Below are 20,951 nucleotides of genomic sequence, written 5' to 3'. Positions count from 1 at the left end.
TGAAGTGAGTGAAAAAGTTGAGCGGATAAAGCCTGAAAAGACCCCCCCAAAAAAACAGAGGAGAAGTAGCCCCGTAAAGCCTGGTGCTAGGCAAAAGAACTCGCAGAGGCAGGGAAGAAAAACCGGGGTGGCACCGGCAGGCTGAAAAGTCGAACTACGTCGAGCATCCCAGCCCACCGGTTACCTCACTCACCACGACCCGGCGCTACTTGAGGTGGCTGCCGCCGTGCGCCAAGCGGTACAGCATCAACTTCAAATCACCAGAGGAAACGAAAGACCTATCAAAGTCCTCATAGACGTATTCCCCATCAACGCGGTAACCCCACATGCGGTGATCAACAGCCCACTGAGCCTCACGCCAAAAAGCGCTACCCTGACGAACCTTATGCTGCCAGCCGCTAGCACTCCGAGGCGCATCCTGGTTACCCGGCACAGACAAGCTACGCGGCAACGAGGCAGAGGTCGGCGCCTTCGGCGTGACCTGACCCATCGCCTTCTGGTACCTGTACATGAACGCCACCGTCGACGGGGTCGAAAGCTTCGCCTCCGGGTGGAACTTGCCGTCCGCCCAGCCGAAGGTAATACCCTTCTGACGAGCCCAAATGTACGCGGCGTAGTCCGGGTCGTTCGTTGCCACATCCGCGTACGGGCTAAAAGCAGGCAGCTCAACCTTCGGGGAACCAGCCAATCGGTACAGCGACACCGTCACATCGTGGCGCGTCATACCGCTATGCCAGGACATCGGCGAAGGATTAGGCAAAATATCACGATCAGCAAACCACTGCTCAGCAGCCTGCAACTCACCCTCACGCGTCAGCTTCAGAGGAATATCCTCGAAAGCAAGCTGCTCCACCGACTCGCCGGCACCATCCTTACCGGGGGTGACCTTCTCCAAGACCAGACGATAAGCACCCGAATAGCTCAGCTGCTGAGCGATCGTCAGATTCAGCTCCACCCTGCCATCCTTGATGAGGTCAGCCGGAATCGCCTGCTGGAACACCGTCTGACCGGTCAAACGCCCCTGCTCATCAACATGCTGCACTGAGAGGCGGTACGATCCTTCACCCGGCGCAAAGAGCCCGGTAGCGCGTGCCGTAAACAAGTTCGTCTGCGCGTACGGGTTCAGGCCCACCGACCCAAGGTGCAGTGTGGGCCCCGCGGACTCCTGCTCGGGAGAATGCACCGGAAGGAACTCGGCAACATCATTCAGCATAGAACCCGGAGAATCTTCCATGCCGGGGTAAGGCAACCCGTTCCCATACATACCAATAAAGTAGAGCTTGCCCGGCTTCAACGTACCCGCAGGAATCTTCAGCTCCGCACTGAAATAGTTATTGCGGAACCACCTGGTGTTAACCCCGTAGTACGTGTAGTCATCCCGCTGAGTGAACACAGGCTCACCCACCATCTTTCCCGTTGCAGGGTCAGCCTCATAGATAGCGATGACCGGCCAATCATTACCAACCATTTCACTAGCCTGGGAGAGGATATGGCGTCCCTCAACCCGCAGCGTCGTATCCTTCCACGGGTCATCGATAGCGGATTGACTGAAGGTGTAGGTCCCACGGGTCGGTTGCGCATCCTGAACCACATCAATATGGGCGCGGGCATACAAACGGTTGGACCTACTCGAAGGTTCCGGCTCAGCTTCATCCAACGGGTAGTAGGTCATCACTACATCGAAGAGCTCACCGTCGGCAGCCTCAACGTACTGCGGGGGAACCTTAAACGTGTAGGTGAGGCTACCGTCCGGGTTCTCCCGCACCTGATGATCCAGATCCTTGAGCATCCCGCCGTACTCGTCGAGAGGCGCATAAATATTGTGTTCCGCATACACGTACACCGACCCGCGCTCCACCAGAGCCAGCTCGTGGAAAGTGTACTTCTTACGGAACTCGGCGCTCAACGGGGAAGTCGTCACCGACACCGTGCCACCCTGAGAAATATTGAGGGTTCCCGAATCGACCTTCAACTTAACATTCGCCGGGTTCTCCCAATCAACAGCATCAGCGGCAGGAGGGGCCATCGGAAGCTGCGCGCTCACCGTGAACTTATGGCTACCGTACGAATACTGAGAATCCGAGAACACCACACGCACTTCAGCCATCGAACCGCGAGAAGAAGGCCTATTGTAGGAATCACCGTGAACCTTATACTCAACCTCCACGGTCAGAGTGCCGTCAGCGTTGCGGGTTACCAGCTCGTCACGCTTATAGTATTGACCCGCTACATCATTCCTCGCAAAATATCCCTGCTCACCAGAGGTAGCGTTATAAATCGACACAGAGTCAAGGTAGTACCCCAGGTCAACCTCGGGGGAAATATTAGAAATAGTTACCTTATAGACGCGGTCCTGACCGGGATCAAAATCCTGCGCGGCAACAGATACCTTCGGCAGGGTATTCCTGAACGAATTATCCTGATACGCCATGCGCGCAGGGCTATTACCCACAGGAACGAAGGGGAACTTGCGCGTCAGCTTATTCCACCCGTGGGTTTCTACACCGGAAACACCCAGGGAATACCCCTTACCGGACTTCAAAACTCCCGCGGGGATAGTGACCTTTTTCTGGAAATAGCCGTTAGGAATCAGGCCCTTGAAAATGCGCTGATTCTCTTCCGTATCCGGTGCCTTCAGTTCACCAAGCGAAGCCACATTATCGTTCGTGACCTTTCCCTGCTCATCATGCTCGGACAAGGTGAACTTCACGGAGCTGACATCCTGAAAACCGGTACCCGTCAACGTCACCTCAACCGGCTGACCGGAAGCAATCTGCTCCTCAGAAATAGCCGAAACATCATAGGTGATGGAGGGAAGGACAGCCTTCGGGAGGTTGAACTCCACCGGCAGCGCCGTACGGACGCGGTCCTCAGTGTTCCACGCGTAGGGGTGGGCATCGTCTACGGGGCGGTAGGTCAGAATGACCTCGTACTCCAGGTTCGCCGGCAGGCTATTCGCCGGAACCGTCAGGTCATCGCTGAAACTGCCGTCAGCAGCCGGTTTCGGGGCGTCAAAGATAAGGCCGCGGTGATCGACCTTTTGGTAGGGGTTAGCGTAGGTTGAAGAGCCCTTCGGGGCAATCGTGAGGCTACGTAGCTCATGATGCGCCAAGAACTCGGGGGTCAGCCCGGTACCCTCCACGTGGACGGTGCCGCCGTGGAGAATGTCGAGGGTTCCGCTGGTCACGCGTAGGGTCGGCAGGGGTGCATCCTGCTTATCACCCTGCGCGGGCGCATTCTGTACGGGTGCTGCTTGAAGTGCTGCCTGCTGCTTGCCTGTCTGCTGCGTATCTGCCTGCTGGGCGGGGGAGGCGGGCGCCGCCTGAGCCGCCACCGGCGTCAAAGCCAGCAGCGGAGTCAAGCCCAACGCCAGGGAAACACCCACAACTTTTCGGTGTGTACCATGGGGCGGTTTAAAGAATGAGGACATCATTATCCAATCTGAATTTTCTGCATGAAAGAGGGCGAATGAGAAAAGAAGTTGAGAGGATAAATGAGTGACAGTCCACCGCACCGAACTCGCCCCGAATCCATATCGTAGAGGAGCCGTAGCGGCGGCATGCTGAAGTGCAATTTCAGCCTACCAACCCGCGTCTTAAACAATCAATGAAAACACGAGAAAAACATGCCGATGAGAGTTATAAGACAAAAAATTCAAAAATTACGCCCCGGTTTTAGATAAAGCTCAAACCCCCAAAAGACCACACAATAGAGAGGCAAAAATTGGATACATAACCATCACTAAAAACGGTGCCTAACAGCGCCCGCACTAGAAAACGGGCACACGAAAAGGGGCGGTGAAAGAAAAACTCTCACCGCCCCTTCTATAGGCTATAGGCCACTATCTTCAGCTGCTGTTCGCAGAGGTCAACCCAAGCTAAAACACGCGGGCTCAACCACCCGGTTCAAGGCACCTGCCGAATCTTAGTCATCGATATAGGGGCTGTTGGGGATGGTGTCAAGCATGTCGAGCATTGACAAGACACGAGCCAGCTCCTCGCGGGTAGCAGTCTTGGTCGGACGGAAATCCTTGCTCTTATAGTGATAGCTCGTATCGATATTCACCGACGAGTGCAACCACACCGACTCGGTGAAGAACGGGGCACCCGGCTTCATATCCTGCGGGGTAGTGGGACGGAACCAATAAGAACGACGACCGGGGGTAAGCATAAAGTAACGGTAGAAGAACGCAGCCATCGTAGCGCGGCTAGCCACCGCCTCCGGGTGCATCTTACCGTCAGACCAGCCGGAAGTCAGACCGTTCTGATACGCCCAAATATACGCCGGGTAACGCTCATCCTTCGGGGACAAATCCGGGAAAGGAGAACGCGCAGGAAGCTTCACCTTCGGCGAGCGGGCGCCTCGGTAGATTGCATCCATCAGGTCGCCGCGGGTCACCGCACGCTTAGGGTAGAAGCAACGTTCCTTATCGAGCAGCAGAACCTTTGCCTTACATGACCTGTAGATATCGGGGGCGTACTCGCCATCCATATCAATGTCCACAATGAAAGGTGCCCACGCGAACTCCGTGTCAATCTTGGGGCGAACTTCAAGAGTGCGCAGAATGGTGTACTGCTGACGGCGCGGACGAAGAGACAAGCGAACCCCGTAGTTTCCATTCGGGCCACCGGTGATCTCAGAATCAATGACGTGATGCCTAATGTAGACATCATTCTCGATGCGCTTCTTCGGCTCAAGAGAGAAGAAATAGAACTGGGTGAAGCCCTTCTCCTTGGTGTAGTAGCCAACCTCAATGTACGGGGTGTACAGACCGGTATCAAGCACAGCCTGCAGGCCGGTAATCTCGTAGCTGAGGTTGAAGCCGCTAATATCAAACGACGCCTCGGTAACCTTGAAGGTCAGCGGAGTAGTCTTAACGTCCAAGGTGGCAGCCTGAGCGCCCTGCTCACCGGCGTGGTGTGCGCCCAACGCGCCGGCGACTGTTAGTGCTGCCGCACCCTTAATGAGGGCGCGACGAGAGGAAAAAGTAGACATAACGTTGTCCCATCGATGTGTTTCTGAGTGGTTACTTCTACGCTAGCAAACCAATAACCATTGGGTAAGCCTCTAGTCGTTTGCTATACGTACGTGGCGTGACGTGTTTCCATGTGTGTTGAGTTGAAAATGTGAATGTTAGTGAGTGAAATACCCGCCACCAATGGCGAGACGTTTAACACTATAAACATTTTTACTCGCAAAAAGAAGGCGGATAGCTAGACACTAACCGCCTTCTCTGCTCATCAAAAGCTACCCCTAAAATGTGGGGAAATGTGGTTTTACAAGGGGTAATACAGATTTAAGCCCCTAGAAAAATAGTTAAAAAATTTTCAATATGATGCAAAAAATAAGAGGAAATAAATAGTTGGGCAACCTACTGCTCATGCACCAGCAGCGTCAAAACACCCGCCTTACGCGCCGTCGGCAGGGTGCACTCCACCGACCAGTCCTCGCTGACCGCCTCCAAAAATTCGGCAATACCCGCCGTGGAGCCATCAATAGGACGAGCCGCCAAACCCGACTGAATCAGGTAGCGCGCAAACAAGCCACGGTAATGCTTCGCCATGTGCGAGACAACCTTACGCGACCCATCAGCCGCGACACGCTCCACACGAACCGCCAGAGTCTGCGACGGGGGAGTCACCCACGACTTCGCGTAGGCGGCAGAACGGCAGTCCAGAATCAGCTGGTCCTTCGCAGTCGACTCCAGGGCAGTACCCAGCGCGCCCTTCCAGAAGGAGGCGAGCGCACCAATCGAACCCAGCTTCACGCCCATGGACAGGCGATAGGCGGGAATTGCATCCTCGGGGCGTAAAACACCCCACAGTGCAGAAGAAATCAGTAGCGACCAGTGCGCAGCATCGCGTTCAGCGGGGGAGAAACTCGCATAGTCCAGCGCCTCAAAGAGCACACCCGTGTAGGTGCAAATTGCGGGCTGTGCAGGTTCGGTGAGCAGGCGCGTATTGCGTTCCACCTCTGCCTCGAGGGATGCGCCCACCTTGAGCTCCGCGAGAGCATCGGGGCCCGAGCTAACTGCCGCCAACTCCTCCAGGACGCTCTCACGCTCGGCAGTCAGCTCAGGGAACGAAAGGTCAGCGAAGCATACGGGCGCGTTGCCTGCGGGGGCGGGGGTTTTACCTTCGGACGGGGGAAGAAGAATCAGCATCTCTCCAGTGTACCCGCGAGACGCAGTGTAGCTACGAGGCGCAGTGTAGTTGCGAGGTTCCTGCATACCCGCGAGATGGACCCGGAAAATAGCCGCCGCCAGGGGTATGCGTATAATGGGTTGGGTGAAACGGGCCGTCTGGGCAATCGCGAGGCACACGTGTTTCGAGGAAAGTCCGGGCTCCACAGCACAGGATGGTGGATAACATCCACTCGGGGTAACCCGCAGGCCAGTGCCACAGAAAGTAAACCGCCGCGGTTCACCGCGGTAAGGGTGAAAGGGTGGTGTAAGAGACCACCAGCGGGCGCGGTGACGTGCCCGGCTAGGTAAACCCCATTCGGAGCAAGGTCAAACAGAATACGCCATGGTAGGGTAGTGCGCCCGATCCCCGTCAGCTTCCTTCACGGAGGTGGGGTGCGTATTCGGGTAGGCTGCTTGAGACGTGCGGCAACGTACGTTCTAGATAGATGATTGCCTCGAAACGCCCCTTCGGGCGGCGTTTTAGACAGAACCCGGCTCATAGGATGACCCGTTTCACGCTACCGTTGGCTGATGGAAAACATCATCGGCTGATGGGAAAACGAAGACCGCGAATGCGCCTTGAGAGTGCATTCGCGGTCTTCGTTTTAAGTTCTGTCTAAGAGTCCTCTGCCGAAAAGCTGGAGAGGCTCTGAAACTTGGGTGAGCCAGCGATTAGTGACCGAAGGGGTCCGGATCCACGCCGGGCATCCACGAGTTACCGTCGACGGTCCAGCCTTCCTTCTTCACGACCTTCTTCATCTTGCTGGTCCACTTCTTATTTAGGCGGTTCACGTACAGCTTGCCGTCCAGGTGATCGGTCTCGTGCTGCATGCAGCGTGCGAACCAGCCGGTCGCCTCAAAGTGGACGGGGTTGCCGTGCTCGTCAAGACCGTTCACGGTCACCCACTCGGCGCGCTTGAGGGGGAAGCCGTAACCGGGGAAGGACAGGCAGCCCTCTTCCTCCTCGTACGGGTCCGGGTCAGCGGTAGAAATCTTGCCCAGGGTCAGTACCGGGTTGATGATGCAGCCGCGCGGGGGAACGCCGTCCTCATTCTCCATCTTGTAGGTGAAGATGCGCAGGCCCACACCAATCTGCGGTGCCGCCAGGCCTACACCGTTGGATGCGTCCATGGTTTCGTACATGTCAGCCACGAGCTCCTTGAGCTCATCATTAAACTCGGTGACGGGTGCCGCGGGGCGGTGCAGAACGGGGTTGCCGTGAATAACGATGGGGCGAATAGCCACGGAATTATCCTTTGCTTGTGTTGAATGGGAACTGTTGAACGGGAACTTGCCGGGTACACCGTGTGTGGGTGAACCGGATTGAGGGTAAGCGAAAGGGTCGTTACGGATAACCATAACGACCCTTTCCATCGGGGTGATCGACGGGGGTTGAACCCGCGACCTCCTGGACCACAACCAGGCGCTCTGCCAACTGAGCTACGACCACCATGTGCTTCGCTTGGTTTCCCTTGCGATATGCAACGGATACTACTGTACAGGAGATTCAGAAACCTGCCAAGTTGAAAAGCCGTGATGCTCGTTACATGTCGTGCTTACGCCTCGGATGCCTCAGCCGCCTCAGAAGTGGATGCCTCAGCCTCGCGCTCAGCAGCCTCGCGTGCGGCACGCTCAGCCTCCACCTCACGCGCAATCTGCGCTGAAGCAATCGCATCCGGGCCCTGCGGCACAAAAATGGCGCGGCGGTAATACTTCAACTCATCAATCGAGTCCTTGATATCACCCAGCGCACGGTGGTTACCGGTCTTCGCCGGGGCGCTATGACGAGCCGCCGGGTACCAGCGCGCCGCCAGCTCCTTAATGGTCGACACATCAATCACACGGTAGTGAAGGTGCGCCATGACCTCGGGCATGTAACGCTCCAAGAAACGCTTATCCATGCCCACCGAGTTGCCGCCCAGCTGCGCCTTGCCCGCCACCGGAACATACTTCTTGATGTAACGAAGCACCTGCTCCTGCGCGTAATCCATTGACACACCGTGCTCAATATCGGGCAGCAGACCCGACGCCTCATGCATCGAACGGACAAAGTCATTCATGTTCTCCAGCGCACCGGCAGGAGACTCATCACCGGGCTTAATGACGAACTCAACGCCAGAACCCAGAATGTTCAAATCGGCATCCGTGACCAGAACACCCACCTCGACGAGAGCGTCATTCTCTACGTCCAGGCCGGTCATCTCGCAGTCAATCCATACAATACGTTCACTAGAAATACTCACCCTCCCACTCTACCCCCAAACACCGCCGACCAGCCTCCCCGCCTGTCATAAAAGCACACGCAGTATGCTCAGCCGACCAGAAATAGGGGAGCGGATGCGCCCACCGATGTACCCACCGATGCGCTCGCCACCTGTCCGCCAGTTCTACCGCAACAGTGAATCCGCCGGGTGCTCAGAGCCGCTCGGGTATGATAAAAACCAGAACGACGATGCAGACAGAAAGGGAGTTATGCGCGCACCAAAGGAGCTAGCACACCGGCTCACCACCTCCGGCGCACACGACGCACCCCTCTCACCCAAACTCTTGGACTACGTCAATAATCACCGTCTGCGCACGCTGATTATCGGCACCATCGGCTCCATCATGGTCACCCTCGGCTCCTACGCCGTCGGCTGGCTCGCCGACAGCTCCAACTTCTGGCGCTACGAGATTATCCGCGCCATCCGATTCGAAGCCGCATGGGTCATTACCGGCATTATCCTGCTCGCCCTCGGCGCCATGATTATGTGCCGCGAATGGCTGCGCATCTACCAGAAAATGGGCGACTGGAACGAACCCAACGCCATGCGCTGGATGATTGCCGTCACCGCCAGCTGGTCCCTGCCGCAGATTTTCGCCTTCACCATCTACAGCCGCGACATGTTCTCCTACTACGGTCAGGGCATGGTCATGGCGCACGGACTCAACCCGTACAAGCACGGAGTCTCCGAAATTTCGAACTTCATGCAGAACGGCGCGGACCCCATGTGGGCGGAATCCCCGCCCCCGTACGGGCCGGTCTCCCTCAAACTCGAAGAGTGGATTGTGCGCCTGGCGGGGGAGAATATCGACCTCTCCCTCTTCTACTTCCGCCTGCTCTCCGTACTCGCGGTTATCGGAATCCTCTACTACGTGGCAAAGCTCGCCCAGGCGCACGGCTTCAACCAGGTCCGCGCCCTCTGGCAGATCGGCCCGAACCCGCTGTTCATCGCATCGTTCATTGCCAGCGGCCACAACGACTCGCTCATGACCATGTTCATGCTCGGCGGCCTCTACTACGCCAAGCGCTACCGCGACACCCGATGGGGTGGACCCCTCGGTGTGACCTTCGTAGCCCTCGGTGTTGCCGTCAAGCCGCTCGCCCTCGTGGTGCTGCCCTTCGTGGGTCTGCTCTGGGCGGGTAAGAACGCCTCCTGGCCGCGCAAGTTCGTGTTCTGGGCGCTCTCCGGCGTGCTGCTGCTCGCCGAAATGGCGCTCATGGGCTGGGCAACCGGACTGGAATTCGGTTGGATCAAGGCACTGTCCACCACCGGCGGCCAGTACATCTGGTACACCCCCTTCGGCCTGGTCATCGGCGCCGCATCCCTGTTCGTTCAGGGCGACGCCTTCGAGGTCATCCGCAAGCTCATCGAGACCGTCGGCAAGGGCATCGGCATGCTCGGCGCGGTAGCAATGGCATTCGTCGGACGCGACCGCAACATCGTGCGCCACGCTGGCCTCGCCATCTTGTTCATGCTCCTGTGCAGCCCCATGATTCAGCCCTGGTACCTGCTCTGGGCAATCCCGATGCTCGCCGCAACCGGCCTGCGCTCGCACTTCCAGCTCATGTGGTATTTCATCACCACGCTGTTCTTCATGGCGTACGGCGTGAGCGACCAGCTGAACGTTTCGCCCTACCTGCGTGACTTCAACCAGGACATGGGTCGACTCATCGCGACCGTCATCTGCCTGGGCTACATCATCTACCTGGTCGCCCTCGACCCGGCAACCCGCCGCCTGGTGTACGTGAGCCTGCACCCCACGCAGATTCGCCGCACCTCGATTCGCCTGTGGTGGCAGCTATTCCCCGGCGCATCCAGCCGCCGTGCACGCCGCCGCGAGGTGAAGAAGGCAGAACGCGAAGCCGCCAAGGTAGGTTCCTAGCGCGAACTCCTAACGTGCCCGCCTGGTTGGGTAGCCCGATGGTGCAACCTAGCGGAACAGCCTCCACCCGTAGAGGCGCGGTGCATGAGAGGCTCAAAATCTCATGTACCCTAGAGGAAGGCCTCAGTAGCTCAGAGGATAGAGCAGGAGCCTTCTAATCTCTTGGTCGGGGGTTCGATTCCCTCCTGGGGCGCCACAAACAAAAACCGCCCCGCACCCTAAACTCAGGGTGCGGGGCGGTTTTCTGTATGCATTTACGTTTTGCGCCGCCGCAAGGAGGCGGTGCCGGGAGACTACTTCTTGGTCGGGGCTACTTCTTAGTGGGGTTCGTGTCCTTGCAGGAGTTAAGGACGCGCTCCATAACCTTCTTCTCGTCCGCGGTCACCCACAGCTTGTACTTCGCCTTCACGTGCACCTGACGAGCCACGTAGGTGCAGCGGTAGGCGGTGTTGCTCGGCAACCACTCGGAGGCGTCCGCATCGGACTTCTGCTGGTTCGCCGGGCCGTCCGCGGCGAGCAGGTTCTCCGGGTCGTTCGCCAGCTGGCGGCGCTGTTCGGCAGTCAAATCCTGTGCGCCGGTCTGCCATGCGTTCGAGAGGGCCACCACGTGGTCAATCTGCACCGCAGAGGAGGTCTTCTTGCCGCGCTTGAACTCGATGGTCTTGCCGGTGTACGGGTCAGCCAGGGTGCCGGTAATGACGGTGCATGCGTGGGTCCTGACCTTGAAACGGACGTTGGTCAGATCGCGGCGCAGAATGTCGTCGCGGGTGTTGCACTTGTTGCCGTCAACGTCATCCCAGGCGGGGCCGAACTGGTCGCGGGAGTAACCGTTCTTAGAGGCGCGATCCTTCACCTGCAGGGATGCCAGTTCGCTCTTCGCGGTCGCCAGATCCGGTGCGAGCGCGGTTGCGGGGTCAACCGCCTTGTAGGGGTTCTTGACCTCGGCGAGGGTTTCGGTTTGGACGTTGGTCTCTTCATCATCGGTGGTGGAAGAGGTGCTCTTATCGGAGCCGAGCAGGCCGTCCACGCCGTTCTTGCTCACGTAGACCAGACCAATAATCAGCACGATCACGGCGAACAGGGCGAGCAGGCCGTAAATGAGGCGCTTCTTCTGCGGGTCCATCGAATCGGGCAGCTTGGGCAGGTTGCGCTGCAGCTGCTGAAGTTCCTGCAGGGAGGGCAGGTTGTTGTTCGCGGGCTTTTTGCTCACGGGTTCTCCAAGACGGGTAGACGGGATGCGGCTGAGTGCACCGCATCATCAAGGATAGAGGGCGCGGAGCTGAAATAGTGAACTTGAGGGCAAAAATAGCCGTCCCGCCGCTGAGATACCTGTCACGATGTCGGGTGGGGAGCGGTCGTCATATTTCTGCAGGGAGCGTGCTACTGACGGGTAAATTTTGAAAAAACGAGGCGAAAAGTTCAAAAACTCTATCCACAGGTGGCACTCAAAACAGCAAAATGCGAGGTTATCCACAGAATCGGTAACCGCCGGATGCAGGGTCGGCTCAGCGCTGGCAAGGTGAAGGAACCCATCCACTAGTTTCTAAGGAGAAACCATGAGCGACACCATCCTGATCCGCGGATTCACCGCCTCCGACCCGGCACTGAGCACCCTGCCCAACGGGGTGCCCGTCGTGAACTTTCGCCTCGCCAGCACCCCGCGCTGGCAGGACGCCACCGGCACCTGGAAAGAAGGCACCACCAACTGGTACACCGTGAAAGCATACCGCCGCCTCGCGCAGAACATCGCCACATCCATTGAGAAGGGGCAGCCGCTGGTCGTGAGCGGCCGCCAGCGCATTAGCCGCTGGAACCGCGAAGACGGCACGCAGGGCACCACGGTAGAAGTGGATGCCCTCGGCATTGGCCACGACCTGAACTACGGCACGAGCACCTTCGCCCGCACCGTGGAGAAGCGAACGGTCAACGAGGGAGCCATGCAGGGCGCGCCGTTGCAGAACTCGGTGCCCCAGAACCCGGCGCAGCAGGACGCGCCCCAGTACACGCAGCACTATGCCCCTGCGCACGCACCCCAGCAGAACATGGAAGCGTCGGGCGTGACCGCTCCGGGTGCTTCGGTGCAGAACGGGGGAGCACAGAGTGGCGTATCCCAGAGTGACGAACCCCCCTTCTAAAAGTGCTCCCCGGATGCTTGCATAAACGCGGGTGCATTGGGATAATGGAGCATTGTGTTGACATCGGGCACGCCCCTGCCGCAGGGGGGAGAGCGACCAACGGTGTCAGCCTTCGGGCACCAATCCTGTCCGAAGCATCAAGTTTTCTGTCCCGCAGTGGGGCAGAGCAATCTGAGTCTATTTGACCTGCGGCAGATGACTCTGGAGATCTACAACTATGCAGACTCTTGACTTCCTCGACAAGAAGTCCCTCCGTGACGACATCCCCGCATTCGGCCCCGGTGACACCCTGAACGTTCACGTTAAGATCGTTGAAGGTAAGAACCACCGTATCCAGGTCTTCAAGGGCTTCGTCGTTGGCCGCCAGGGTGCAGGCGTTCGCGAGACCTTCACCGTCCGCAAGGTTTCCTTCGGCGTTGGTGTTGAGCGTACCTTCCCGGTTCACTCTCCCTCCATCGAGAAGATCGAGCTGGTGACCCGCGGTGACGTCCGTCGTGCAAAGCTGTACTACATGCGCGACCGCCACGGTAAGGCTGCTCGTATCCGCGAGAAGCGCGAGTTCTAATCTTTATAGATACAGAATTCTGTTGCAAACCGCTCCCCAACCGCATTCCGCGGGTAAGGAGCGGTTTTTGCATATTCTGAGACCCCGCTTTCTGAGAACCTTGCCGCTCTCAGAAAATAAAAGCCCAAGAGCGCAAACACTCTCGATACAATAGCTAGGTACCGTTTCACTCGAGCTAGGTATCTCTCAAACGAAAGGCTCACTCCAGCATGGCAGACAACAAGAACACTGCGAACACCAGCCCCTTCCCTGAGGGATACCAGCCCCAAAGCCGCCGCGAGCGCCGCGAAATGGAAGAATACTTCGCGCGCCTCGCCGCCGAAAAGGCTACTGCAGAAAAGAGCGCCGCAGAGAATGATGGTGCTGAAAAGGTTGCAACCGAGAAGGCTACCCCCTGGAGCGCTGCCTCTTCCACCGAAAGCGACACTAAGAGCACCTCTGAGCGCGATCACGAGGTGGTCGCCAGCGCCGAGGCGAGCGCCGCCTCCGCAGGTGCCGCCACGACCTCTGCCGCCGCGAAGGACGCGAAGAAGAATACTAAGCGCGAAGAAACCACCGATGAGGAGACTACCGCAGACGTGGAACCCACCAAGGACTTCTCCGAAATGACCCCCAGGGAACGCCGCAAGGCAAAGCGTGCCGAACAGGCGGAGCTGACCTACTCCCAGGCGCAGGAAGAAGGCCGCCTCGGCGAATGGCTCTGGGTGCAGGCACGCGAAGGCGGCACCGTCATCCTGTACGCGCTGGTCATTGCATTCCTGGTCAAGACCTTCCTGCTGCGCGGCTTCTACATTCCCTCCGGCTCCATGGAGCAGACCCTGCAGGTCAACGACCGCGTGTTCATTAACGTGGCGGGCTCCTACTTTAGCGAGCCTAAGCGCGGCGACGTCATCGTCTTCAAGGACTCTCAGGGCTGGATTCCCTCCACCCAGAAGACCAGCAGTCCGCTCAAGGACGCCCTGTCCTTCGCTGGTATTCTGCCGGATACTTCCTCGAACTTCCTGGTCAAGCGCGTTATCGGTACTCCCGGTGACGTGGTCGAGAGCGACGGCAACGGTAAGATCAAGGTCAACGGTGTAGAAATTACCGAACCGTACCTGTACCCGGGCAACCCGCCCTCGGAGATGCCCTTCAAGGTGACCGTGCCCGCCGGCAAGTACTTCGTCATGGGTGACCACCGCAGCAACTCCGCCGACTCCCGCTACCACATTAGCGACGGCACCGCGTTCATCTCCAAGGATGACGTGCAGGGTAACGTGTTCGTGGTGGCGTGGCCGCTGAACCACTTCGGTCTGTTGCAGGATCAGAGCTCGGTGTTCTCCTCGATTCCCGCACCGACCTCCACCCCGAGCGAATAAGCGAGCGTGGCAATGATGGTGAGCGCCCAGAAGAGCGCAACGAAACCCGCTCAAGCTAAGCCCGCCAAAGCAACCCCGCCGGCTGCAGATCTTGAGTACGAGCAGCAGCTCTTCGCCTCCGGTGCCCGCACGGTTGCCGGAATCGATGAGGTAGGCCGCGGCTCCATGGCGGGCCCGGTCACCGTGGGCATCGCAATCCTCACCCCGGACGCCACCCTCGAAGTGGGCGGGCTGATCGACTCCAAGGCGCTCTCACCGGCACGCCGCGAATCCATGGTTCCCGAAATCCGCCAGTGGTGCGCCGTGGCGGTCGGGCACGTGGAACCGGCAGATATTGACCGGCTCGGCATGACCCTCTCGCTGAGGCTTGCCGCCCAGCGTGCGCTCGCCGAGCTGGCGCGCCGCGGATACCGTGCCGATGCCGCCCTGCTGGACGGTAAACACGACTGGTTCACCCCTCCGCAGGAGGACCTGTTCAGCGCGCTGGCACCGGACCCGGCGCAGGCACACTACAACGCACTGCTCGCCCAGGCCTGGGAAGGTGCAGGTGGCGCAGGTGAGCCTGCGCAGATGCCGGTGACCATGGTCATTAAGGGTGACTACAAGTGCGCCTCCATCGCTGCCGCATCGGTGGTTGCGAAGGTGGAACGTGACGAGTTGATGGTTCAGCTGGATACCCGCTACCCGGGGTACGGCTGGGCAAAGAACAAGGGTTACGGATCCGCCGCTCACCGCGAGGCGATTAGCGTGCAGGGCCCCAGCCCGCAGCATCGACTGTCATGGTCGCTTCCGGCGACTGCCGAGCAGATTGAGGCTGCGGCGGCACAGCGCGGCTAAGGCGCAGGACGCGGCACCCTCGTGAGCCCGCATGCTACCGCTGAATCAGTACTAAGAAAGCCCAGGAAAGGAAGAGTAGTGAGCGCAGAAGACCTCGAAAACTACGAGACCGACGCCCAAATGGCGCTCTACCGCGAATACAAAGACGTCATGTCGCTCTTTAGCTACGCGGTAGAAACCGACCGACGCTTCTACCTGGCGAACCAGGTGGACGTCACCCCGCACGTGCAGGACGGCACCCTCTACTTTGAGGTGAGCATGAGCGACGTGTGGGTGTGGGACGTGTTCCGCTCCAACCGCTTTGTGAAGAAGGTGCACGCCTACTCGGTGCGCGATGTAAACGTGGAGGAGCGCCTGCCCAACCAAGAGTTCACCGTGCCGGAAATGCCGGACTTCAACGCCTAGCGCACGCCTGGTTCAACGCTTCGCCGGGGGTAACCGCGGGTAGGAGCGCCGGTGCCCACGTTGCCGGGCGGCGGGACTGAGTGATGAAAATGCGAGCAGAACCAGGCGGCGAACCTGCGTAAATATGACGCGCTGAATCGGCACCCGGGCGGTATTTTTGAAAAATATACCCCAAAATTTCAAATAAACGACTGTGGATAACCTCTAATTCCTTCTGGAAGCCGAGGTTATCCACAGTTTTTCGTTAACCGCCTTCGAGCACGCGCGCGACGGGCACAGTAGAAGCACTACCGCTATCTACCGGGGGAGAGACCCATGACAACAGCCCGAATAACAGCCCGCGCCGCAACCCGAAGCGCACCCAACAGAACCCTACTCCAGAGCCCCCAGCTTCAACGAACCCAGCCCCGGGCCCACAGCGTCGGGCGTTGGGGTGAAGAGCTGACCGCCCGCATCTTGGAGGCGAACGGCTACCGGATTCTGGAGAGGAATTGGCAACCGCCCGCCGGACTGGAACACGAACAGATTCGCGGGGAGCTTGATCTGATCGCCATTGACCCCGATGACGAACTGGTTTTCGTTGAGGTCAAGACCCGCAGCAGTGAAGACTTCGGGCACCCGTTCGCGTCCATTGACCGCGACAAGGCGCGCCGCACGCGCTCGCTGGCGATTCTCTGGTGCCGCCTGCGCGAAAACCTGGACTTTCCACGCTTTCGCATTGACGCAATTGCGGTGACCGGAACCTGCGAAACCTTCACCTTCGAGCATCTGAAGGCGGTGGCGTAATGGGATTCGCACGTACCTATTCCGTGACGCTCGTGGGCCTGCGCGGGCACATTGTTGACGTTGAGGCTGACATTTCGCAGGGCCTACCCGGCTTCGTGCTGCTGGGCCTGCCGGATACCGCCCTCAACGAGTCGAAAGAGCGTGTGCGCTCCGCGGCGAAGAACACCGGCATCACCCTCACTCAGCACCGGCTCACCGTGAACCTGACCCCGGCAACCCTGCCCAAACGCGGCTCGGCGTTCGACCTTGCCATCGTGGTGGCGGCGCTGCAGGCTGAGAAGAAATTGCACCCCAGCGGCGATAGCGTCTTCCTGGGTGAGCTGGGCTTGGACGGAACCCTACGCCCCGTGCCGGGTATCCTGCCCGCAGTTAAAGCCGCCGTGGACGCCGGACACCACCGCGTGATTGTGCCCGCCGAAAACGCTGAGGAGGCGGCGCTCATCCCTGGCGCGCAGGTGAGCGGTTTCCGTTGCTTGGCGGAGGTTTTTGCCGCTCTCGGCGCGGAGAGCCAGAAGCTGACCTACCCGCCCGCCCCGCAGACGGAGGCGAGCGCGCCGGCGGCGAAACCGGCTGAAATCCCTTCGGATATGAGCGATGTTGCCGGCCAGTCGCAGGGGCGTTTTGCCCTGGAAATTGCCGCTGCGGGCGGCCACCACATGCTGCTGACCGGCCCTCCCGGTTCGGGTAAAACCATGCTGGCGGAGCGCCTGCCGAGCATCCTGCCGACCCTCGACAATGATGCCGCGATGGAGGTGACCGCGATTCGTTCCCTCTGCTCGGCGGGGGAGCACCTGAGTGAGCTGGTGCGTCAGCCGCCGTTTGAGGCGCCGCATCATAGCGCCTCCGCGCCGGCGATTCTGGGTGGCGGCAGCGGCATTCCCCGCCCGGGCTGTGTCTCGAAAGCGCACCGCGGCGTGCTCTTTCTCGACGAGGCACCCGAGTTCAAACGCACTGTGCTTGATTCGCTGCGTCAGCCCCTGGAGTCGGGGACTGTGACCCTGGATCGTTCAAGTGCGTCGGCGACGTACCCGGCGCGTTTTCAGCTGATTCTGGCGGCAAACCCGTGCCCCTGCGGCATGAATGTGGGTACCGGTACGGAGTGCACGTGCGCCCCGCGTGAGCGTCGCGCCTATTTTGGGCGGCTGTCCGGCCCGCTGGTGGACCGTATTGATGTGAATGTGACGGTTCCGAAGGTGTCGTCCACGGAGCTAGCGGGCGGTCAGGTGAATGAGAGTTCGGCGCAGATTCGCGAGCGCGTCATGGCGGCGCGGCAGGCTCAGCGGGAGCGCCTGGAGCCGTACGGGTTGAAGACGAATGCGGAGATGAACGGCAAGATTCTTCGCGGTCCGTTGCGTCTGGATGCGAAGCTCACCGGCGAGCTGAACGCCGCCGTGGATCGCGGAACGCTGACGGCTCGCGGCTATGACCGGGTGCTGCGTATCGCCTGGACTCTCGCGGATTTGGAGGGTGCCGCCTACCCGAGCCGGGAGCACCTGGATGTGGCGCTCTTTTTGAGGCAGCAGGGGCAACTGAAATAGCGTGCCGGTTGATAGAAGGAATCACTCACGAGAGGAGAAGAAGGTCATGAGTGAGAAGAAGCTGAAGAAACGAGCCGAAGAGGCTGAATTGCAAGAAGAGGGGCTGAGAGAAACAGCGCCGGAAGAGTGCATGCAAGAAGAAAACACAGCGGAGGATTTTGTGCAGGAGGAACTGCAGATTCGTCTGCCCGGCCGCACCCTGGATCGGCATGCCCTGGTGCGTGAGAGGGTGGCGCATATTCTGTCGCTGGGGCAGGAGCCTTCGCCGAGCCCGTACAACGCGGCGCGCCTGCCTGGGTTCCTCGCCTCCTGCCTGAACCCGGTATATCTAGAAGAACTGAACCGACAGGAACAGCCGGGGGAGGAGCAGGACGAGCGCCCCGAACCCGCGGTGGGCACAGCCTCCAGCGGTTCTGAGCCCGCGCCCCTGTTCAATCCCACCCTCAGTGTTGAGGAGCTTGAGGCGGCGTGCCGCGAGTACATCCGCTGCTGCACCGCCCAGCTGATGCGCTACGCTGAGCCCGCCGATGAGCTCGTGGTCGAATCCCTCACCACCTTGGGCGCGCCGCTGACCCTGCACTACTTGCTGACCGGGCACATCCCCGATGAGCACGCCTGGGAGCACGGCGAACCGGATACGCAGCTCAGCGAATTTCTGCACTCGGTGGGTGCACCAGCGGAAGGGGAGTCCGCCCTGTTGTGTAGCGCGAATGGCTACTACACGCCGGGTGAGCATCAGATGAGCCGCGATAAGTTTTGCAAGGCGCTCGCGACCCGCCGTCTGCGCTGGAACCGCCGCATGGAACGCACCCTGAACACGGAGGCGCACATGGCGGCAACCTGCGGGGCGTGGCTGGTCACTCCCGCCGATCCGCTGTGGCCGCGGCAGCTGAACGATTTGGGGCCCGCCCGACCGTACGGGCTGTGGTGCCGAGGCGATTCGCGGCACTTGCTGGATGTGGCGTCTGCCCCGAGCGTGGCGTTGGTCGGTTCGCGTGACCCGAGTATCTACGGTACGGAGGCGACGACCCACCTCGCCGCCGAGCTGGCGCGCCGCGGGTACACGGTGATTTCTGGCGGTGCGATGGGCATTGATATTGCGGCGCATCGGGCGGCGCTGACCCAGCAGGGTAGTGACCTGCCGACCATCGCCTTTATGGCGGGTGGGCTGGATCGGCTGTACCCGGCGCAGAACTCGGATGCGTTGAACATGATTGTTGACCGCGGGCTCATCATGAGCGAGGTGAGCGTGGGTAACACCCCCACGCGCTGGCGTTTTCTGGAGCGTAATCGCCTGATTGCGGCGTTGGCGCGGCACACCATTGTGGTGGAGGCGCGCTGGCGTTCTGGTGCCCTGAATACGGCTCGTCACGCGATGGAGATTGGGCGTACCCTCTGGGCTGTTCCGGGGCAGATTAACTCACCGAATTCGGTGGGAACGAACCGTCTGCTACGCGATGGACTAGCGCAAACGCTCACCGAGGCCGCCGATATTCTCGAGTATGATGCCGCCGCTGGTTTCGAGCTGGGCACCGAGCATGAGAGCGAATGGGATCGGGCGGCATCCTCCAGCGCGCTGGATGATCTGACCGAACGGCAGGGCAGGGTGTGGGACGATTTGAGCCCGCGCTCCTACCGTGGCGTGGACGAGATTGCCGCAGCCCTCGGGCTGAGCGCTCGCGACGTGATGGCTGACCTGTTCCACCTGGGCCGCTGCGGTCTTGCGGAAAGCAGCGGAACGAGCTGGAGGAAGGTCCGCCCGGCTGCCGCGGCGTAGGGTTCTTCCTGATGACGGGGCGGCACGTGGACAGCTCGGAACCTCTCTACAATTGGGGTAGGCTTGCGCGTACTGGAGTGGAGCCTACCCCTGCCGCCTACCCCCGCCGCCGCACCATCGATAGGCGCGCGGAGAGAATGTCGAAAGACCGAAACCTGAAAGGAGGGACGCATGACCGCCGCCCGCCAGCCCGAAAACTGGGCTGAAAACCGGAACGAAAGCCGGGAAGAATACCGGGACGAGGCTCCCTCCACAACTCTGCCGGTGACCTACACCCGTAGCCTTGCCGCGGATAACCCCCAAACTCAAGCTGAGGGTTCAGGCTCTGCCTTACCCGGCTCTGTTCTACCCGAGTCTGCACTGGGCGTTTCCGGTGAGGTGTTCCGCCCCGTCCTGGACCGTTTTGAGCGTTTTCTGCGCTATGAGAAGCATCGTTCCGAAGAGACAATCCGCTCCTATATTTCCGATTTGGAGGGGTTCTTTGGCTACATGGCGCGCCGCGGTGTGCGGCATCTGGACAGCATTGATGCGTCTCTGATTCGTGAGTGGTTGGGTTCGCTGCATCTGCGGCAGGCGGCTCGTTCTACGGTGGCGCGCCGCGGTTCGACTCTGCGCACGTTCTTCACCTGGGCTCAGGAGGAGGAGCTGGTGCACGCCAACCCCACGCGCGGTATGCGCACCCCCAAGCGGGAGAGCCACCTGCCGCCGGTGCTGAGCCGCGAGCAGATGAACCAGCTGCTGACTACTCTGCAGGAGCGTCGGGCGCAGGATCCTCGTGATGCGCGCCTGCTACGCCTGGAGGCTGTGGTTGAGGTGCTGTACGCCTCGGGCATGCGTATTTCTGAGCTGACCGGCCTGGATTTGCAGAGCGTGGATCGGGCGAATAAGACGGTGCGCGTGCTGGGTAAGGGCAATAAGGAGCGCGTGGTGCCGCTGGGCACCCCGGCGCTCAAGGCGTTGAATCGTTGGGTGTCCTATGGTCGTCCGCAGTGGATTCCGGAGGGGTCCCAGGGCGTGACGGCGCTGTTTATTGGTCCTCGCGGTGGGCGTGCGAATGCCCGTCAGATTCGTGAGGATCTGACCCGCCTGCTGCGCACGGTGGAGAACACGCAGGCGTCGGGTGCGCACGTTTTGCGTCATTCGGCGGCGACTCACCTGGTCGATGGTGGCGCCGATATTCGCTCGGTGCAGGAGCTGCTGGGCCATTCGTCGTTGGCGAC

The 20,951-nt window shown here is 60.0% G+C and carries 16 protein-coding genes, 2 tRNA genes and 1 other RNA gene; 12 read left to right on the top strand and 7 right to left on the bottom strand.

Annotated features, from left to right (window positions below):
* Positions 1–205: 205 nt before the first annotated feature.
* The 3 genes from HXO69_RS04185 to HXO69_RS04175 form a co-directional block, all read right to left on the bottom strand.
* The gene (locus HXO69_RS04185; protein WP_246823658.1) at positions 206–3,385 is read right to left on the bottom strand and encodes a siroheme synthase; all 3,180 of its coding nucleotides are present in this window, start codon (positions 3,383–3,385) and stop codon (positions 206–208) included.
* 539 nt (positions 3,386–3,924) lie between these two features.
* Positions 3,925–4,995 carry an S-layer homology domain-containing protein gene (locus HXO69_RS04180; protein ID WP_296545477.1) on the bottom strand — a complete coding sequence of 357 codons (1,071 nt, stop codon included), beginning with the start codon at positions 4,993–4,995 and terminating at the stop codon, positions 3,925–3,927.
* A 376-nt stretch (positions 4,996–5,371) separates the two neighbouring features.
* Positions 5,372–6,163 carry a YaaA family protein gene (locus HXO69_RS04175; protein WP_296545475.1) on the bottom strand — a complete coding sequence of 264 codons (792 nt, stop codon included), beginning with the start codon at positions 6,161–6,163 and terminating at the stop codon, positions 5,372–5,374.
* A gap of 130 nt (positions 6,164–6,293) precedes the next feature.
* On the opposite strand from HXO69_RS04175, the gene rnpB reads away from it, so the two are divergent.
* Positions 6,294–6,699: RNase P RNA component class A (gene rnpB, locus HXO69_RS04170), an RNA gene on the top strand.
* A 157-nt stretch (positions 6,700–6,856) separates the two neighbouring features.
* On the opposite strand, the gene def is transcribed toward rnpB, so the two are convergent.
* From def to orn, 3 genes are all read right to left on the bottom strand, one after another.
* Positions 6,857–7,429 carry a peptide deformylase gene (gene def / locus HXO69_RS04165; RefSeq protein WP_049334074.1) on the bottom strand — a complete coding sequence of 191 codons (573 nt, stop codon included), beginning with the start codon at positions 7,427–7,429 and terminating at the stop codon, positions 6,857–6,859.
* A 132-nt stretch (positions 7,430–7,561) separates the two neighbouring features.
* Positions 7,562–7,634, bottom strand: a tRNA-His gene (locus HXO69_RS04160).
* Between the two features lie 106 nt (positions 7,635–7,740).
* Entirely contained in the window at positions 7,741–8,427 is a 687-nt protein-coding gene (gene orn, locus HXO69_RS04155) for an oligoribonuclease (RefSeq protein WP_296545473.1), read from the bottom strand.
* A gap of 229 nt (positions 8,428–8,656) precedes the next feature.
* On the opposite strand from orn, the gene mptB reads away from it, so the two are divergent.
* Together mptB and HXO69_RS04145 are read left to right on the top strand one after the other, a co-directional pair.
* Positions 8,657–10,330 (top strand): polyprenol phosphomannose-dependent alpha 1,6 mannosyltransferase MptB, encoded by a 1,674-nt coding sequence (gene mptB / locus HXO69_RS04150; RefSeq protein WP_296545471.1) that lies wholly within the window; start codon positions 8,657–8,659, stop codon positions 10,328–10,330.
* A 120-nt stretch (positions 10,331–10,450) separates the two neighbouring features.
* Positions 10,451–10,526: transfer RNA gene (locus HXO69_RS04145), tRNA-Arg, on the top strand.
* Positions 10,527–10,640: 114 nt separating this feature from the next.
* Here the strand turns inward: HXO69_RS04145 and HXO69_RS04140 are convergent.
* Complete coding sequence (locus HXO69_RS04140) at positions 10,641–11,540, bottom strand: HNH endonuclease family protein (RefSeq protein ID WP_296545469.1); 900 nt, start codon at positions 11,538–11,540, stop codon at positions 10,641–10,643.
* A gap of 346 nt (positions 11,541–11,886) precedes the next feature.
* Here HXO69_RS04140 and ssb point away from each other — a divergent pair, with 346 nt between their 5' ends.
* The 9 genes from ssb to HXO69_RS04095 form a co-directional block, all read left to right on the top strand.
* On the top strand, positions 11,887–12,465 hold the full coding sequence (gene ssb, locus HXO69_RS04135) for a single-stranded DNA-binding protein (protein WP_296545467.1): 579 nt from the start codon (positions 11,887–11,889) through the stop codon (positions 12,463–12,465).
* A gap of 217 nt (positions 12,466–12,682) precedes the next feature.
* Positions 12,683–13,030, top strand: coding sequence for a 50S ribosomal protein L19 (gene rplS, locus HXO69_RS04130; RefSeq protein WP_012903660.1), 348 nt, complete (start codon positions 12,683–12,685; stop codon positions 13,028–13,030).
* Positions 13,031–13,239: 209 nt separating this feature from the next.
* On the top strand, positions 13,240–14,388 hold the full coding sequence (lepB, locus tag HXO69_RS04125) for a signal peptidase I (protein ID WP_296545465.1): 1,149 nt from the start codon (positions 13,240–13,242) through the stop codon (positions 14,386–14,388).
* A 6-nt stretch (positions 14,389–14,394) separates the two neighbouring features.
* Positions 14,395–15,225: a ribonuclease HII gene (locus HXO69_RS04120; RefSeq protein WP_407072258.1), complete on the top strand. Its 831-nt coding sequence runs from the start codon at positions 14,395–14,397 to the stop codon at positions 15,223–15,225.
* A gap of 78 nt (positions 15,226–15,303) precedes the next feature.
* Positions 15,304–15,630: a DUF2469 domain-containing protein gene (locus HXO69_RS04115; RefSeq protein ID WP_005506259.1), complete on the top strand. Its 327-nt coding sequence runs from the start codon at positions 15,304–15,306 to the stop codon at positions 15,628–15,630.
* 315 nt (positions 15,631–15,945) lie between these two features.
* On the top strand, positions 15,946–16,416 hold the full coding sequence (locus tag HXO69_RS04110) for a YraN family protein (protein ID WP_296545464.1): 471 nt from the start codon (positions 15,946–15,948) through the stop codon (positions 16,414–16,416).
* Positions 16,416–17,954 (top strand): YifB family Mg chelatase-like AAA ATPase, encoded by a 1,539-nt coding sequence (locus tag HXO69_RS04105; protein ID WP_296545462.1) that lies wholly within the window; start codon positions 16,416–16,418, stop codon positions 17,952–17,954. Before HXO69_RS04110 ends, HXO69_RS04105 begins: the two co-directional genes overlap by 1 nt.
* A gap of 130 nt (positions 17,955–18,084) precedes the next feature.
* Positions 18,085–19,731 carry a DNA-processing protein DprA gene (gene dprA / locus HXO69_RS04100; RefSeq protein ID WP_296545460.1) on the top strand — a complete coding sequence of 549 codons (1,647 nt, stop codon included), beginning with the start codon at positions 18,085–18,087 and terminating at the stop codon, positions 19,729–19,731.
* A 171-nt stretch (positions 19,732–19,902) separates the two neighbouring features.
* The coding region (locus HXO69_RS04095; RefSeq protein WP_296545458.1) for a tyrosine-type recombinase/integrase at positions 19,903–20,951 on the top strand (1,049 nt) is incomplete at its 3' end.

Source organism: Rothia sp. (in: high G+C Gram-positive bacteria), from assembly GCF_015265375.1.
Classification (GTDB): Bacteria; Actinomycetota; Actinomycetes; order Actinomycetales; family Micrococcaceae; genus Rothia.
This window is presented reverse-complemented; position numbering and strand designations above follow the sequence as displayed.

What these genes read in the sequence shown, in the direction of transcription:
- HXO69_RS04180 (WP_296545477.1), bottom strand. Translation starts at nt 4,995, where the DNA reads ATGTCTACTTTTTCCTCTCGTCGCGCCCTCATTAAGGGTGCGGCAGCA.
- HXO69_RS04175 (WP_296545475.1), bottom strand. Translation starts at nt 6,163, where the DNA reads ATGCTGATTCTTCTTCCCCCGTCCGAAGGTAAAACCCCCGCCCCCGCA.
- mptB (WP_296545471.1), top strand. Translation starts at nt 8,657, where the DNA reads ATGCGCGCACCAAAGGAGCTAGCACACCGGCTCACCACCTCCGGCGCA.
- ssb (WP_296545467.1), top strand. Translation starts at nt 11,887, where the DNA reads ATGAGCGACACCATCCTGATCCGCGGATTCACCGCCTCCGACCCGGCA.
- rplS (WP_012903660.1), top strand. Translation starts at nt 12,683, where the DNA reads ATGCAGACTCTTGACTTCCTCGACAAGAAGTCCCTCCGTGACGACATC.
- lepB (WP_296545465.1), top strand. Translation starts at nt 13,240, where the DNA reads ATGGCAGACAACAAGAACACTGCGAACACCAGCCCCTTCCCTGAGGGA.
- HXO69_RS04110 (WP_296545464.1), top strand. Translation starts at nt 15,946, where the DNA reads ATGACAACAGCCCGAATAACAGCCCGCGCCGCAACCCGAAGCGCACCC.
- HXO69_RS04105 (WP_296545462.1), top strand. Translation starts at nt 16,416, where the DNA reads ATGGGATTCGCACGTACCTATTCCGTGACGCTCGTGGGCCTGCGCGGG.
- dprA (WP_296545460.1), top strand. Translation starts at nt 18,085, where the DNA reads ATGCAAGAAGAAAACACAGCGGAGGATTTTGTGCAGGAGGAACTGCAG.